This is a genomic window from Burkholderia sp. KBS0801 (assembly GCF_005937855.2).
Classification (GTDB): Bacteria; Pseudomonadota; Gammaproteobacteria; order Burkholderiales; family Burkholderiaceae; genus Burkholderia; species Burkholderia ambifaria.
This window is the reverse complement of record NZ_CP042177.1, coordinates 1022662-1037896: the sequence shown is the minus strand read 5'-3', so window position 1 is coordinate 1037896 and position 15235 is coordinate 1022662. Positions and strand designations below refer to the sequence as shown.

Annotated in this window: 16 protein-coding genes; 5 read left to right on the top strand and 11 right to left on the bottom strand. The window is 66.3% G+C overall.

Translation table 11 applies throughout. From position 1 onward, the window contains the following. Positions 1-122 precede the first annotated feature (122 nt). The 3 genes from trmD to rpsP are packed head-to-tail and all read right to left on the bottom strand — an operon-like array spanning position 123 to position 1891. On the bottom strand, positions 123-917 hold the full coding sequence (gene trmD / locus FFI87_RS05090; protein WP_012363364.1) for a tRNA (guanosine(37)-N1)-methyltransferase TrmD: 795 nt from the start codon (positions 915-917) through the stop codon (positions 123-125). Next, a complete protein-coding gene (gene rimM / locus FFI87_RS05085; protein WP_006753172.1) occupies positions 917-1594 on the bottom strand; it encodes a ribosome maturation factor RimM in 678 nt (225 codons plus the stop codon). The genes trmD and rimM overlap by 1 nt, the downstream gene beginning before the upstream one ends. Before the next feature lie 42 nt (positions 1595-1636). Beyond that, the gene (gene rpsP / locus FFI87_RS05080; RefSeq protein ID WP_006476550.1) at positions 1637-1891 is read right to left on the bottom strand and encodes a 30S ribosomal protein S16; all 255 of its coding nucleotides are present in this window, start codon (positions 1889-1891) and stop codon (positions 1637-1639) included. 153 nt (positions 1892-2044) lie between these two features. Between rpsP and FFI87_RS05075 the strand changes: the two genes are divergently transcribed. Together FFI87_RS05075 and FFI87_RS05070 are read left to right on the top strand one after the other, a co-directional pair. Beyond that, on the top strand, positions 2045-3184 hold the full coding sequence (locus FFI87_RS05075; protein ID WP_138848080.1) for a PQQ-dependent sugar dehydrogenase: 1140 nt from the start codon (positions 2045-2047) through the stop codon (positions 3182-3184). A 109-nt stretch (positions 3185-3293) separates the two neighbouring features. Then, on the top strand, positions 3294-3761 hold the full coding sequence (locus tag FFI87_RS05070; RefSeq protein WP_138848081.1) for an NINE protein: 468 nt from the start codon (positions 3294-3296) through the stop codon (positions 3759-3761). A 17-nt stretch (positions 3762-3778) separates the two neighbouring features. Here FFI87_RS05070 and FFI87_RS05065 read toward each other — a convergent pair whose 3' ends face one another. Both FFI87_RS05065 and FFI87_RS05060 read right to left on the bottom strand, forming a co-directional pair. Continuing rightward, positions 3779-4957, bottom strand: a complete 1179-nt coding sequence (locus FFI87_RS05065) for a PA0069 family radical SAM protein (protein ID WP_138848082.1) — start codon at positions 4955-4957, stop codon at positions 3779-3781. A gap of 103 nt (positions 4958-5060) precedes the next feature. After that, a complete protein-coding gene (locus tag FFI87_RS05060; protein WP_006762687.1) occupies positions 5061-5549 on the bottom strand; it encodes an Lrp/AsnC ligand binding domain-containing protein in 489 nt (162 codons plus the stop codon). Positions 5550-5694: 145 nt separating this feature from the next. Between FFI87_RS05060 and FFI87_RS05055 the strand changes: the two genes are divergently transcribed. After that, positions 5695-6981 (top strand): D-amino acid dehydrogenase, encoded by a 1287-nt coding sequence (locus tag FFI87_RS05055; RefSeq protein ID WP_012363359.1) that lies wholly within the window; start codon positions 5695-5697, stop codon positions 6979-6981. A gap of 320 nt (positions 6982-7301) precedes the next feature. Here FFI87_RS05055 and FFI87_RS05050 read toward each other — a convergent pair whose 3' ends face one another. From FFI87_RS05050 to FFI87_RS05030, 5 genes are all read right to left on the bottom strand, one after another. Beyond that, positions 7302-8237 carry an electron transfer flavoprotein subunit alpha/FixB family protein gene (locus FFI87_RS05050; RefSeq protein WP_012363358.1) on the bottom strand — a complete coding sequence of 312 codons (936 nt, stop codon included), beginning with the start codon at positions 8235-8237 and terminating at the stop codon, positions 7302-7304. A 16-nt stretch (positions 8238-8253) separates the two neighbouring features. Further along, positions 8254-9003 carry an electron transfer flavoprotein subunit beta/FixA family protein gene (locus FFI87_RS05045; RefSeq protein WP_011656291.1) on the bottom strand — a complete coding sequence of 250 codons (750 nt, stop codon included), beginning with the start codon at positions 9001-9003 and terminating at the stop codon, positions 8254-8256. Between the two features lie 229 nt (positions 9004-9232). Then, on the bottom strand, positions 9233-10027 hold the full coding sequence (locus FFI87_RS05040; protein ID WP_138848083.1) for a MetQ/NlpA family ABC transporter substrate-binding protein: 795 nt from the start codon (positions 10025-10027) through the stop codon (positions 9233-9235). A 28-nt stretch (positions 10028-10055) separates the two neighbouring features. Beyond that, on the bottom strand, positions 10056-10709 hold the full coding sequence (locus tag FFI87_RS05035) for a methionine ABC transporter permease (RefSeq protein ID WP_011656289.1): 654 nt from the start codon (positions 10707-10709) through the stop codon (positions 10056-10058). After that, complete coding sequence (locus FFI87_RS05030; RefSeq protein WP_105833416.1) at positions 10699-11733, bottom strand: methionine ABC transporter ATP-binding protein; 1035 nt, start codon at positions 11731-11733, stop codon at positions 10699-10701. Before FFI87_RS05030 ends, FFI87_RS05035 begins: the two co-directional genes overlap by 11 nt. Before the next feature lie 215 nt (positions 11734-11948). Between FFI87_RS05030 and FFI87_RS05025 the strand changes: the two genes are divergently transcribed. Further along, the gene (locus tag FFI87_RS05025; protein ID WP_138848084.1) at positions 11949-12869 is read left to right on the top strand and encodes an alpha/beta hydrolase; all 921 of its coding nucleotides are present in this window, start codon (positions 11949-11951) and stop codon (positions 12867-12869) included. A gap of 22 nt (positions 12870-12891) precedes the next feature. Here the strand turns inward: FFI87_RS05025 and FFI87_RS05020 are convergent, their stop codons facing one another. After that, positions 12892-13815: a histone deacetylase family protein gene (locus FFI87_RS05020; RefSeq protein ID WP_012363354.1), complete on the bottom strand. Its 924-nt coding sequence runs from the start codon at positions 13813-13815 to the stop codon at positions 12892-12894. A gap of 43 nt (positions 13816-13858) precedes the next feature. On the opposite strand from FFI87_RS05020, the gene mltB reads away from it, so the two are divergent. Further along, positions 13859-15217, top strand: a complete 1359-nt coding sequence (gene mltB, locus FFI87_RS05015; RefSeq protein ID WP_138848085.1) for a lytic murein transglycosylase B — start codon at positions 13859-13861, stop codon at positions 15215-15217. Positions 15218-15235: the final 18 nt, after the last annotated feature.

Here is a 15235-nt window from a genome sequence, read left to right as displayed (position 1 = left end):
AAAGCCATCGTGTCGGCGTTTGCGCCCGCCTGCTTCCAGGCCTGGCCCCGACAGAGGATGGATTCACATCAGGTGCCGCGCACGCATGCACGGCACCGCCATTTCCCGCCCGCGACGCCGCCTCAGGAGGCGTTCTTCGCTTCGCGTGCGAGGTTCGCAAGCCACGCCTCGTCGGCCCGGCTCAACAACTTCTCGCGGCGCGCCCGGACGATCAGATCCGGCCGCTTCCGCAACGTATTCTTCAATGCTTCCTGGCGGCGCCACCGCTCGATCTCGGCATGATGCCCGCCGAGCAGCACGTCCGGCACGCGCATTCCCTCGTATTCCTCGGGGCGCGTGTAATGCGGACAATCGAGCAGCCCGTCGACGAAGCTGTCCTGCACGGCTGACTGCGCATCGTTCAGCACGCCGGGCAGCAGGCGCACGACGGCATCCATCATCGCCATCGCCGGCAGTTCGCCACCGGACAGAACGAAATCGCCGAGGCTGATTTCCTCGTCTACACAACGGTCGAGCAGACGCTGATCGATCGCCTCGTAGCGGCCGCACAGCACGATGACACCAGGCTCCTGGGCCATCCGCACCGCACGTTCGTGCGTGAACGGCGCACCTTGCGGCGACATCATCACCACACGCGTGCTCGCGACGCCCAGCTCCGCCTGCGCTGCTTTCGCAGCGTTGATCGCGGCCTCGAGCGGCTTGGCCAGCATCACCATGCCCGGACCGCCACCGTACGGACGGTCGTCGACCGTGCGGTAGTTGTCCGTCGTGAAATCACGCGGGTTCCAGGTGCGCAGCCCGAAGCGCTCCTGTTTCACGGCCCGGCTGGTGATCCCCCAGTCGGTCAGCGCGCGAAACATTTCGGGAAAGAGCGTGACGACGTCGAACTGCACCGCGCTCTCCGTAACCTGGTTCATTAGTAATCGGCTTCCCAGTCGACGACGATGCGACGTGCCGCCTGATCCACCGTCTTGACGTATACGCCGACGAACGGAATCAGCCGTTCGTCGGTGGTCGGCTGACCATCCTTGCCGACTGCCGGATACTCGACGCGCATGATCGAATGCACGCCGTTGTCGATCATCCCGCTCACTGTCCCAAGCGCCACCGATTGCTCGTTGACGACCTCGAGACCGATCAGGTCGACCCAATAGAATTCGTCCGCGGCCAATGCCGGGAAATCTTCCCGGCGCACGAACACGCGAAAGCCGCGCAAAGCCAATGCGGCATCGCGGTCGCTGACACCCGCGGCATGCGCGACGACAGTGTCGCCGTGCGTTTTCGACTGCAGGATGCGGGCGGACAACCGCTCCCCACCCCGCTCCAGCCACCAGCGGCGCGCGTCGAGCAGCGCATCGCCGCCGCGACCGGCGTCGGCATGCGTCGCCACCTTGATCCAGCCTTTCAGGCCATAGGCGTCGACCACTGCCCCGACCTCGACAGCATCGTCGGGCCAGGCTTGCACCGCTTCGAGACTGCCCTGCTCGGCAGCCTCACCGGCGCTCGCGACAACGTCGCGCTCGACCGGCTTGCGGACGAATGCGCCAAACGACGCTCGCCCGCGCTTTGCGTTACCGGAATCGTGACCGGACATCAATGCTCCTTGCAGCCGGCACGACCGGCACACCGCGCCATGTTAGGCGGCCGGTTGCGCCTTTTGCGCTTCCTTCACGAGACGCTGGACGGTCGGCGACAGTTGCGCGCCAACACCTTGCCAGTACGTCAGGCGATCCTGAGCGATACGCAGCGATTCGCCCTTCGTGGCGACCGGGTTGTAGAAGCCGACGCGTTCGATGAAGCGGCCGTCACGACGGTTGCGCGAATCGGTAGCAACGATGTTGTAGAACGGGCGCTTCTTCGAGCCGCCGCGAGCCAGACGGATGATAACCATATGAAATCCTTCGGGGAAACCGGGTTCGAAACTACTGAAACGTGCGATTATAGCCGGAAACCAAAGCCACAACAAACACTTACGCGCAAAAATTCCGCAGGTGCCGTGTTCGCCGGGCCTACAATCGTCGTGTTCACGACGCTCCCCGCCGCCATGCCGCTATTTCGCGCCGCCCTGGCGTACCGCGCGCAGCATCGCCTCACGGGCCTGCTGACCGGTTTCGTCATCTGCCTCGCAGCCACCGCGGCGTGCGCCGCGCCGCCGGTGGGCGAACTCGTCGTGCCGCCCGGCTTCCACGTCGACATACTGACCGACGCCGTGCCGACCGCCCGCGAAATGGCGTGGTCGCCGCGTGGGATTCTGTATGTCGGCTCGCGGGAAGGCCGCGTGCATGCGTTCGCGATGCACGAGGGCCGGATCACTGCCCGCTACATGATCGCTTCGGGCCTCGACATGCCCGTCGGCGTCGCGTATCGCGACGGCGCGCTCTATATCTCCGCGGTGTCGCGCATCCTGCGCCTCGACCACATCGACGACCGGCTCGCCCGGCCGCCCGCGCCGGCGGTCGTGACGGACGCGCTGCCGACCGATCATCATCACGGCTGGAAATTCATCGCGTTCGGCCCCGACGGCAAGCTCTACGTGCCGACCGGCGCGCCGTGCAACGTGTGCCTGGCCGATCGCAGCCGCTACGCGATCATCGCACGCATGAACGCCGACGGCAGCGGCCGCGAGGTGTTCGCCCGCGGCGTGCGCAATACCGTCGGCTTCGCATGGCACCCGGACTCGGGCGAGCTGTGGTTCACCGACAACGGGCGCGACCTGATGGGCGACGACGTACCCGACGACGAGCTGAACCGCGCACCGCGCTCAGGCCTCGACTTCGGCTTTCCATACTGTCATGGCGGCGACACGCCCGACCCCGAATTCGGGAGCGCCGACGCGTGCCGCCGCCATGTGCCGCCCGTGCTGAAACTCGGCGCGCACGTCGCCGCACTCGGCATGCGCTTCTATACGGGGCCGATGTTCCCGGCGTCCTATCGCAACAATGTGTTCATTGCCGAGCACGGTTCGTGGAACCGCAGCACGAAGGTCGGCTACCGCGTGATGCGCGCGGTCGTGTCGGCCGACGGCAGCCACGCGCGCCAGACGCCGTTCATCACCGGCTGGTTGCGCGCGGACGGCACCGTGTGGGGACGCCCTGCCGACGTGCTGCCGCTGCCGGACGGCTCGCTGCTCGTCAGCGACGACTATGCAGGCGCCATCTACCGCGTCACCTATGCGGCACCTTGACGCAGCCGAGGGGTGACCGTGGCCGACCGCGCATCGTAGAATGCGTGCCGGGCCGAGCGCCCCGCGCCGGCCTGCCGGCCGCCACGCCAACGATAATCCGCCGCCACCCATGTCCAGCAGCACCGCACCGTCCCGCCGCTTCCGCTCCAAGACGCTCACCGCCGCCCTCGCGTTCCTGTTCGGTTCGCTCGGCGCGCACCGCTTCTACCTGTACGGCCTTCGCGACGTGTACGGCTGGGCGCACCTGCTTGCGACGATCGTCGGGATTCCGGGTTTCATGCTGCTCGCCGCGACCCAGCGCAGCGCCAGCCTCGGCTGGTGGCTCGCCGTGCCGGGTGCGATCTCGCTGCTCGCCGCGTTCCTCGCCGCGCTCGTCTATGGCCTGCGCCCCGACGAGAAATGGGACGCGCAATTCAATGCCGATATGGGCAAGCGCAGCCGGTCGGGCTGGACGGTGATCTTCATCGTGATCTTCTCGCTGCTGATCGGCGCGTTCCTGCTGATGACCGCGCTTGCGCTGTCGTTCCAGACGTATTTCGAATCGCAAGTCGAAGCGGCAAAGCAGATTTCGCAGTAAGCGCCGACGCACACCGGTCAGAACAGGCTCAACTGCGTGTCATCGCGCGACTTCGTGCTCGTTGCCCCCACCACGGTGCGCCGTGCCGCCACCGTGGCCGCCGGCGCGCCGCGAAACTGCGACAGATCCAGAATGCCGTTCCTGCGCTCGTTCAACCCGAGCCGCTTCACGGCCTGACGGAAACGCTGCCGCAACAGGTCGGCCCAGATCCCCTCGCCTTTCATCCGTTTCGAGAAATCGGAGTCGTAGTCCTTCCCGCCGCGCATGTCGCGCACACGGTTCATCACGCGCTCCGCGCGATCGGGGAAATGCGCGGCGAGCCAGCTCTTGAACAGCGGCGCGACCTCCCACGGCAGCCGCAGGACGATATAGCTCGCATGCGTCGCGCCTGCTTCCGCGCAGGCTTCCAGCACGCGCTCCATGTCCGGCTCGGTGACGAACGGGATCATCGGTGCAATGCTGACACCCACCGGCACCCCCGCGTCGCGCAACGCGCGGATCGTACGCAGCCGGCGCGCCGGCGTCGCCGCACGCGGCTCGAGCGTGCGCGCGAGATCGGCGTCGAGCGTCGTGATCGTGACCGCCGCCATCACCTGCCCGCGCTCGGCCATCGGGGCAAGCAGGTCGAGATCGCGCTCGATCAGCGACGATTTCGTGATCGCCGCGAACGGCAGCCCGTGGTCGTGCATCACCTGGATCACGCTGCGCGTGATGCGCAGGTCGCGCTCGACCGGCTGGTATGCGTCGGTGTTGACGCCGAGCGCGATCGGCTCCGGCACGTAACGCTTGCGCGAAATCTCGCGCTCGAGCAGTTCGGCCGCATTGACCTTCGCATAGATGCGACTCTCGAAGTCGAGCCCCGGCGACAGGCCGAGATAGCTGTGCGTCGGCCGCGCAAAGCAATAGATGCACCCGTGCTCGCAGCCGCGATACGGATTGAGCGACACGCTGAACGGGATGTCCGGCGACTGGTTGTGCGTCAGGATGCTCTTCGCGCGCTCCTCGAACACCTGCGTGCGCAGCGGCGCGGGCAGATCGGCGTCGTCCGATTCGTGCGCCCAGCCGTCGTCGACCGCTTCGCGCAGCGCCGTTTCGTACCGCCCCTGGAGGTTGTCGACCGCACCACGCCCCTTGCGGGGCGCCGGCGGCGCTATCGGAAATTCGTTGTCGGACCGGCCGTCCATGCGCTCACCCATTCGCCTGCACCCAATACTGTATATTTATACAGTATTGGGTGCAGCATGCCAAGGGAGAGATAAGGGGCGCGACAGCGGCGACGGCAACCGGCCGCCGCAGCGGTCATTCGCCGACCGAAATCGTCAGCGTTTCCTTGATTTCCTCCATCACGACATAGCTCTTCGACTGCACCGCGCCGGGCAGTTGCAGCAGGATGTCGCCGAGCAGCTTGCGATAGTCGGCCATTTCACCGATCCGCGCCTTGATCAGGTAGTCGAAGTCGCCGGACACGAGATGGCATTCGAGCACCTCGTCGATCTTCATCACTTCGCGACGGAACTGCTCGAACATGTTGCCGCCCTTGTGGCCGAGGGTGATCTCGACGAACACCAGCAGTGCGGCGCCGAGCTGGCCCGGATCGACGCGTGCGTGATAGCCGGTGATGACGCCGTCGCGCTCCATGCGCCGCACGCGTTCGATGCACGGCGTCACGGTCAGGCCGACCTGCTCCGCGAGGTCCTTCATCGCCATCCGGCCGTCGTCCTGCAGCAGTTTGAGGATGCGGCGGTCGAGCTTGTCGAGCGAGCGTACTGGCTGGCGTTGCGTTCTCATTTGTTTATTCTGAAAACCTGAAAAATACGATAACAAAACCTGCACATTCGACAATACCATAGCTCAAAAAACTAGATCAGCTAGAGGTTACACGGAGACGCAGGTGCGCCCGGCCTCGACCTGATCCCTTCGATCTGGAGCAGCTATGCGAGTCGTCGTTCTGGGCAGCGGTGTGGTGGGCGTGGCAAGCGCGTATTACCTCGCGCGCGCCGGTCATGAAGTCACGGTGATCGACCGCGAGGCCGGCCCGGCGCTTGAAACGAGCTTCGCGAACGCAGGCCAGATCTCGCCCGGCTACGCGGCTCCGTGGGCCGCGCCCGGCGTGCCGCTGAAGGCCGTCAAGTGGATGTTCGAGAAGCATGCGCCGCTCGCGATCCGCCTCGATGGCACGCGCTTCCAGCTCCAGTGGATGTGGCAGATGCTGCGCAACTGCACGGCCGATCGCTATGCAGTCAACAAGGGCCGCATGGTCCGCCTCGCCGAATACAGTCGCGATTGCCTGCAGGCGCTGCGCGCCGATACCGGCATCCAGTACGAAGGGCGCACGGGCGGCACGCTGCAACTGTTCCGCACGCAACAGCAACTCGACGGCGCGGCGAAGGACATAGCGGTGCTGCAGGAAGCAAACGTGCCGTTCGAACTGCTGTCGCCGGCCGAGTTGAAGAACGCCGAACCGGCGCTCGCCGCCGTGTCGCACAAGCTGACGGGCGGCCTGCGCCTGCCGGGCGACGAAACGGGTGACTGCCAGCTGTTCACGACGCGCCTCGCAGCGCTCGCGGAATCGCTCGGCGTGAAGTTCCGTTACAACACGCCGATCGACGCGCTCGCGATCGCGGGCGGCAGGATCGCCGGCGTGCAGTGCGGCAGCGAGACGGTGCGTGCGGATGCGTATGTCGTCGCGCTTGGCTCGTACTCGACCAGCTTCATCTCGAACCTGATGAAGATCCCGGTCTATCCGCTGAAGGGCTATTCGATCACCGCGCCGATCGTCAACGATGCGGCGGCCCCCGTATCGACGGTGCTCGACGAAACCTACAAGATCGCCATCACGCGTTTCGACCAGCGCATCCGCGTCGGCGGCATGGCCGAGATCGTCGGCTTCGACAAGAACCTGCGCGCCGCGCGCCGCGAAACGCTCGAAATGTGCGTGAACGACCTGTTCCCTGGCGGCGGCGATACGTCGAAGGCAACGTTCTGGACGGGCCTGCGCCCGATGACGCCGGACGGCACGCCGATCGTCGGCCGCACGCCGGTCTCGAACCTGTTCCTGAACACCGGCCACGGCACGCTCGGCTGGACGATGTCGTGCGGGTCGGGCCAGTTGCTCGCCGACCTGATCTCCGGCAAGAAGCCGGCGATTCAGGCCGACGACCTGTCGGTGCATCGCTACCTGAAGGACGTGGCCGGCCAGACGCGCCCGGCATACGCGTAAGCCGGAACAGCCCGCGGCGACGCAGGCGGCCGGCATCGATCGAAAGGCGCCCCTTGCGGGGCGCCTTTTACGTTGCAGCGAACGCGTTGCCGCCGCAGGAGCGGGCTTGCGGAAGCGCGCGCTCACGTTCGTTGCTCTTCCCGCCAACGATCGACACTGCGGGGCCGCCTGCCTACACAAGAGCATGCTCCCCCCAGCGTTGCGCAATCGCGGCTCGGCGTATCGCAGAACACCCCGCCCTCGTCTGCACGCCCAAAAAAAGGGGCGCTCATCGCGCCCCTTGTCTTGCTGCATGCTTACCGCCGAAGCGACTTGCCGCGTCAGCCGAGTTCGCTCACGAGTTCCGGCACCAGCGCGAACAGATCGCCGACGAGGCCGTAGTCGGCCACGCTGAAGATCGGCGCTTCCGGATCCTTGTTGATCGCGACGATCACCTTCGAATCCTTCATGCCGGCCAGATGCTGGATCGCACCCGAGATGCCCACCGCGATGTACAGCTGCGGTGCGACGATCTTGCCGGTCTGGCCGACCTGGTAGTCGTTCGGCACGTAGCCGGCGTCGACCGCGGCACGCGATGCGCCCAGTGCCGCGGACAGCTTGTCGGCCAGCGGCTCCAGCACCTTCGTGTAGTTCTCGCCGCTGCCCAGACCGCGGCCGCCCGACACGATGATGTTTGCCGACGTCAGTTCCGGACGGTCCAGCTTCGTCACTTCACGGCTCACGAATTGCGACTTGCCTGCGTCTGCCGCCGCTTCGATCTTCTCGACCGATGCGCTGCCGCCTTCGGCCGCTACCGGATCGAAACCCGTCGCCCGCACCGTGATGACCTTGATCGGGTCGCTCGACTGCACCGTCGCGATCGCGTTGCCCGCGTAGATCGGGCGCTCGAACGTGTCGGCCGAATCGACCGCCGTGATGTCCGAAATCTGCGCGACGTCCAGCTTCGCGGCGATGCGCGGCGCGATGTTCTTGCCGTAGGCGGTCGCCGGCGCGAGGATGTGCGAGTAGTCCTTCGCGATGTTCAGCGCGGTCGCTTCGACGTTTTCCGCGAGGCCCGCTTCGAGCTGCGGCGCGTCGGCCAGCAGCACCTTCGACACACCCGCGATCTTCGCTGCCGCATCGGCTGCGCCTTGCGCGTTGTGGCCCGCGATCAGCACGTGAATGTCGCCGCCAATCTTCGCTGCCGCCGCCACCGTGTTCAGCGTCGCGGCCTTGATCGACGCGTTGTCGTGTTCTGCAATCACCAGAATCGTCATTTCTTTCCGCTCCCTCTTACAGCACCTTGGCTTCGGTCTTCAGCTTCTCGACCAGCGTCTTCACGTCCGGCACCTTCACGCCGGCCGCGCGCTTCGGCGGCTCGGCCACCTTCAGCGTCTTCAGACGCGGCGTCACGTCCACGCCGAGGTCTTCCGGCTTCACGTTTTCCAGCGGCTTCTTCTTCGCCTTCATGATGTTCGGCAGCGTCACGTAGCGCGGCTCGTTCAGGCGCAGGTCGGTCGTGACCACCGCCGGCAGCGTCAGCGACAGCGTTTCCGCGCCGCCGTCGACTTCACGTGCAACGGTTGCCTTGCCGTCGGCGATCGTCACCTTCGACGCGAACGTCGCTTGCGGCAGACCTGCCAGCGCGGCCAGCATCTGGCCCGTCTGGTTCGAATCGTCGTCGATTGCCTGCTTGCCGAGGATCACCAGTTGCGGCTGTTCCTTGTCGACCAGCGCCTTCAGGATCTTCGCGACGGCCAGCGGCTCGACGCTGTCGTTCGATTCCACCAGGATCGCGCGATCCGCGCCGATCGCCAGCGCCGTGCGCAGCGTTTCCTGCGCTTGCGCGACACCGACCGACACCGCGATCACTTCGGTCGCGACGCCCGCTTCCTTCAGGCGCACCGCTTCTTCCACCGCGATTTCGTCGAACGGGTTCATCGACATCTTCACGTTCGCGATGTCGACGCCCGTGTTGTCCGACTTCACGCGGACCTTCACGTTGTAATCGACCACTCTTTTCACTGGCACCAGGATTTTCATGCACACGCTCCAAAGTTACGAATACGACCAGAGGCCATTCTATAGCGAGGCCTCGTGACTGCGCGGCCCAGCGGACCCATCCATCGCGGCTATCGAGGATAACGTTCCTCTTCGGCGCGCCGGTAATAGCGAACGGTCGTTCTATTTTAAAAGAGAAAAAACCCGGACGCAAAGCCCGGGTTTTCGATCATCGACTCTAATCGTCGCCGGGCGCGCCCTGTACATCGTGTTACCAGGCGGCGATGACCGCCCCGCCGAACTTCTGTTCGATGAACTGCTTCACTTCCGTCGAATGGTAGGCCGCGACCAGCTTCGCGACCCACGGCTTGCTCCGGTCGGCGTCACGGATCGCGAGCACGTTCGCGTACGGGCCGTTCGGGCCCTCGATCGCGATCGCGTCCTGCTTCGCTTTCAACCCCGCTTCCATCGCGTAGTTGGTGTTGATCGCGGCCGCGTCGACGTCGGCCAGCGAGCGCGGAATCTGCGCCGCATCGAGCTCGACGATCTTCAGCTTGCGCGGGTTGTCGACGATGTCGAGCGGCGTCGCCTTGAGGCCCGCGTCCGCGCGCAGCTTCAGGAGTCCCTGCTTCTGCAGCAACAGCAGCGCGCGGCCGCCGTTGGTAGGGTCGTTCGGCACCGCGATGCGCGCGCCGGGCTTGAGCTCGGCCAGCGACTTCACGCGCTTCGAATAGATGCCCATCGGGAACGTGACAGTCTCGGCGACCTTGATCAGCCTGTAGCCGCGATCCTTCACCTGCGCCTGCAGATACGGATCGTGCTGGTAGCTGTTCGCGTCCAGATCGCCCGACGCGAGCGCCGCGTTCGGCTGCACGTAGTCGGAGAATTCGACGACGCGGATGTCGAGGCCGCTCTTGGCCGCGACCTTCTTCACCACGTCCATGATCTGCGCGTGCGGGCCGCCCGTCACGCCCACCTTGATGGTTTCGGCCTGCGCATGTGCGCTCGCGAACAGCGCGGCCGCGCCGAGTGCGGCCGCGAACTTCAGCATGAAACGTCGTTGCATCGTCTCCCCCAAATGGATGAATGTCGTTTTACTTGTGGCTCAGCCGGCGCACGAGCCAGTCGCCGAACGATTGCACGATCTGCACGAACACGATCAGGATCGCGACGACCGTCCACATCACTTCCGGCAGATAGCGCTGGTAGCCGTAGCGGATCCCCAGATCGCCGAGCCCGCCGCCGCCGATCGCACCGGCCATCGCCGAATAGCCGACGAGCGACACGAACGTGATCGTCAGGCCCGCGACGATGCCCGGCAGCGATTCGGGCAGCAGCACCTTGAACACGATCTGCGACGTCGTCGCGCCCATCGATTGCGCGGCCTCGATCAGCCCGCGGTCGACTTCGCGCAGCGCGGTCTCGACCAGCCGCGCGACGAACGGCGCGGCCGCGAGCGTCAGCGGCACGACCGCCGCAGCCGTGCCGATCGACGACCCCGTGACGAGCCGCGTGAGCGGAATGACCGCGACGAGCAGGATGATGAACGGCGTCGAGCGCACCGCGTTCACGATGCCGCCGAGCACGCGATTCAAGCCGAGGTTCTGCAGCACGCCCTGACGGTCGGTCAGGTACAGCAGCACGCCGAGCGGCAGCCCGACGAGCGCGCCGACCGCTCCCGAGATGCCGACCATGATCAGCGTCTCCCAGAACGACTGCACGAACATATCGAACATCTCACTCAACATACGAAAGCTCCTCTACCACCACACCTTGCTCGCGCAGGAACGCGAGCGCCTGCCCGACCTTGCCCGGTTCGCCGCCCGCGAGCACCGCGAGCGACCCGAACGCCTGACCCTGGATCTCGTCGATCTGGCCGTGCAGGATGTTGAAATCGAGTTCGTACCGGCGGATCGTCTCCGACAGGATCGGCTGGTCGACACCCGAGCCGGTGAACGCCAGCCGCAGCAAATGCCCGCTGCCCGTCTTCAGTCGCTCGGCCACCCGTGCCTTCAGCGCCGGCGGCAGCTCCTGCGCGATCACGTCGCCGATCAGCGCGCGCGTCACTTCGTGATGCGGCTGCAGGAACACGTCGATCACGCGGCCCTCTTCGACCACGCGGCCGGCGTCGAGCACCGCCACGCGATCGCACACCTGCTTGATCACTTCCATCTGGTGGGTGATCAGCACGATCGTCAGGCCGAGTTCGCGGTTGATGCGCTTGAGCAGATCGAGGATCGAGCGCGTGGTCTCGGGGTCGAGCGCCGACGTCGCTTCGTCCGACAGCAGCACCTGCGGCTTGCTCGCGAGCGCGCGGGCGATGCCGACGCGCTGCTTCTGGCCGCCGCTGATCTGGGCCGGATAGCGGTCCTTCTGCGCGGACAGCCCGACGAGGTCGAGCAGCGGCAGCACGGCCGCCTCGATGTCGGCGCGGCCTGCACCGGCCAGCTCGAGCGGCAGCGCGACGTTGTCGAACACCGTGCGTGACGACAGCAGGTTGAAGTGCTGGAAGATCATGCCGATTTCGCGGCGCGCTTCGCGCAGCGCGCCCGCCGGCAGCAGCGTGAGATCGCGTCCGCCGACGACGACGTTGCCTTCGGTCGGTCGCGTGAGCAGGTTGATGGTGCGCACGAGCGTGCTCTTGCCGGCGCCGCTTCGGCCGATGATGCCGAACACCTCGCCCTGCGGGATCGTCAGATTGACGTTGTGCAACGCGTCGACCCAGCCGGTCGGCCCGGGGAAACGCTGAGACAGATTGCGTAATTCGATCATGTAAACAGAACGGCGGCCGGCTGGCGAGGCCCGCCAGTCGGCCGCCGATGCATCTGGAATAGCCGGCGATTTTACCGCAAACGCCTCATTCCCCTTAATAATCGATTTCGATCTTTTCATAACCAGACGAAATTAGAGGGGCGCTGCTGGGCCGCCTCCGGAATGCGGCGACTATGATCCGGAACACCGATGCCAACGATCAGGGGACCCGCCAGATGAACGCCACCACCACGCCGGCCGCCGCACCCGTCACCGCAGCACCGGAGCCGGCGTCGCCGCCCGCTCCGCGCATGGGCCGGCTGCGCACCGCGGACGGACTCGAACTGGCGTCGTACCGCTGGCCGGCCGGCGACGGCACGGTGCCGCCCCGCGCGACGCTCGCGCTGGTGCACGGCCTCGCCGAGCACGCGGGCCGTTACGCGGCGCTGGCGGCCAGACTGAACGCGGCCGGCATCGAGGTGCTGGCGATCGATCTGCGCGGGCACGGCCAGTCGCCCGGCAAACGTGCGTGGGTCGAGCGTTTCGACGGTTACCTGAACGATGCGGATGCACTCGTTGCCGAAGCCGCCTGCGGCGATACGCCGCTCTTCCTGATGGGACACAGCATGGGCGGCGCCGTCGCGGCGCTGTATGCGATCGAACGCGTGCCCGCCCGCGGCCACGCGCTGGCCGGTCTCGTGCTGTCAAGCCCGGCGCTCGCGCCGGGGCGCGACGTGCCGCGCTGGATGCTCGCGATGAGCCGCTTCATCAGCCGCGCATGGCCGAGCTTCCCCGCAATCAGGATCGATGCGGCGCTGCTGTCGCGCGATCCGGCCGTCGTCGCGGCCAATCGTGCCGATCCGCTCGTGCACCATGGCGCGGTGCCGGCGCGCACCGGTGCCGAAATCCTCGACGCGATGGCGCGCATCGAGCGCGGCCGCGGTGCGCTGCGCGTGCCGGTGCTCGTCTATCACGGCACCGAGGACAAGCTGACCGAGCCCGACGGAAGCCGCGCATTCGGCGCCCACGTCGGCTCGCCCGATCGCACGCTGACGCTATACGAAGGCGGGTTCCACGAGACGATGAACGATCTCGAGCGCGATCGCGTGATCGATGCGCTGATCGCGTGGATTCACGCGCGCGTGCCGGCGCGCTGAAAGCGCGCTGCGCCGCTGCCGGTCAAATGCCGGCCAGCACGCGCAGGTGCGCGACGACGCTGCGGCCGAGCGCGGACAGGTTGTAGCCGCCCTCGAGACAGCTCACGATGCGGCCCTGCGCATGCCGGCGCGCGACGTCGACGACCTGCGCGGTCAGCCATTCGAAATCGGCCTCGACGAGACCGAGGTTGCCGATGTCGTCCTCGCGATGCGCATCGAAACCGGCCGACACGAACAGCATCTGCGGCTTGAACGCGTCGAGACGCGGCAGCCAGAACATGTCGACCGCTTCGCGGATCGCCATCCCGTTGCTGCGTGCCGGCATCGGCAGGTTGACCATGTTCGGCGCCTGGTGATCGGTACCCGAGAACGGGTACAGCGGATGCTGGAAGAAGCTGCACATCAGCACGCGCTCGTCGTTCGCGAACGCGGCTTCAGTGCCGTTGCCGTGGTGCACGTCGAAATCGATGATCGCGACGCGCTCGATACCGTGGACGTCGAGCGCATGCCGCGCGGCGATCGCCACGTTATTGAAGAAGCAGAAGCCCATCGCACGCGCGGGTTCCGCGTGATGGCCGGGCGGCCGCACGCTGCAGAACGCATTCGCGTAGCGGCCTTCGATCACCGCGTCGGTCGCCGCGATCGCGGCGCCAGCCGCGCGCAGCGCGGCGCGCCACGTGTCGCGGTTCATCAGCGTGTCGGGATCGATCTCGACGTAGCCGTCGACGGGCGTCATGCTGCGGATGTAGTCGATATGGGCCTGCGTATGCACGCGGCCCAGCGCCACCTCGCTCGCGAACGGGGCGGTTTCGTGCACGATCAGGTCGTCGATGCGGCTCGCGATCAGCTGATCCTGGATCGCCGACAATCGGGCCGGGCATTCCGGATGCCATTCCCCCATCTCGTGCAGCATGCAATCGGGGTGCGTATAGAAGGCGGTTGCCATAAGCTGTCATCCGCGACGCAAGGTGCGCCACGAGTCTCCATCAATGATGTCCATCGTCTGCCGCGAATTCGCCGCTAACTTACCACAACGGTGCGCTGCATCGCCCCGGCACGCAGGGTGCGTCGGGTATACTGCGCCGAACCCCATCGCCCTGTCAGCCCGCTTCGACATGAATTCCAGCAAGCCTGCCGCCCTTCTCTCCGCACTGTCGCGCGTTCGCGTTCCGCTCGTGGCCGCTGCCGTCGCCGCTACGCTGGCCGCCGCACCCGCCGTCGCGCAGACGCAGCCTGCGAAGTCCTCCGGCACGCGCGTCGCGCAGGAGCAATCGCAGGAGCAATCGCAGCAGCAGCCGTCGCAAGGCCAGACCTTCGAAGAGGAAATCGTTCCGCAGCGTTACGCAAACAACGCGAAGGTCGATGCGTTCATCGACGAGATGGTGAGCCGCAACGGCTTCGATTCCGCGAGCCTGCATGCGCTGTTCTCGCGCATCAGCTACTCGGCCACCGCCGTGAAGCTCGTGAAGCCGGCGCCGACGCCTTCGGTGAAGAACTGGAGCGTCTATCGTTCGCGCTTCATCGAGCCGATCCGCATCAACGCGGGCGTGAAATTCTGGAAGGCGAACCAGGCGACGCTGCAGCGCGCGTCCCGGGAATTCGGCGTGCCGCCCGAAGTGATCGTCGGCATCATCGGTGTCGAAACGATCTACGGCCGCTACATGGGCAACTTCCGCGTGCTCGATACGCTGACCACGCTCACGTTCGACTATCCGGACACGCCGAATCGCGACAGCCGCCAGGCAACGTTCCGCAAGAACCTCGAGGACTTCCTGGTCTGGACTCGCGACAACCAGCTCGACCCGACCACCGTGCTCGGCTCGTACACGGGCGCGATCGGCATCCCGCAGTTCCTGCCGAGCAGCATCCGCCAGTATGCGGTCGACTACGACGGCGGCCACGTCGATCTGCGCAGCAGTCCTGCCGATGCGATCGGCAGCGTCGCGAACTACCTGAAGCAGCATGGCTGGGAGACCGATCGCCCGGTGGTCTGGCGCATCACGCCCGACACGGGCAGCCTCGGCATCGCGCAGGCAGCCGCGGACGGTCAGCCCGAGCCGCACTGGGCGCTGTCGCAACTGCTGCGTGCCGGCCTGACCCTCAACGAGCCGACGGTCAATATCACCACCGAAGGCGGCACGCCGGTCACCGTGGTCGACCTGCCGTCGCCGGGACGCGCGACCGAATACATGCTCGGCCTGAAGAATTTCTACGTGCTGACGCGCTACAACCGCAGCTTCTTCTACGCGCTCACCGTGTACCAGCTCGGCGAAGCCGTGAAGGCGCAGATGGAAGCGAACGGCGCGCTGCCGCTGCCGGCCGCAGATACGGAGGCGCCGGCGCAGTAAGCACGGCCCGCGCAAAGA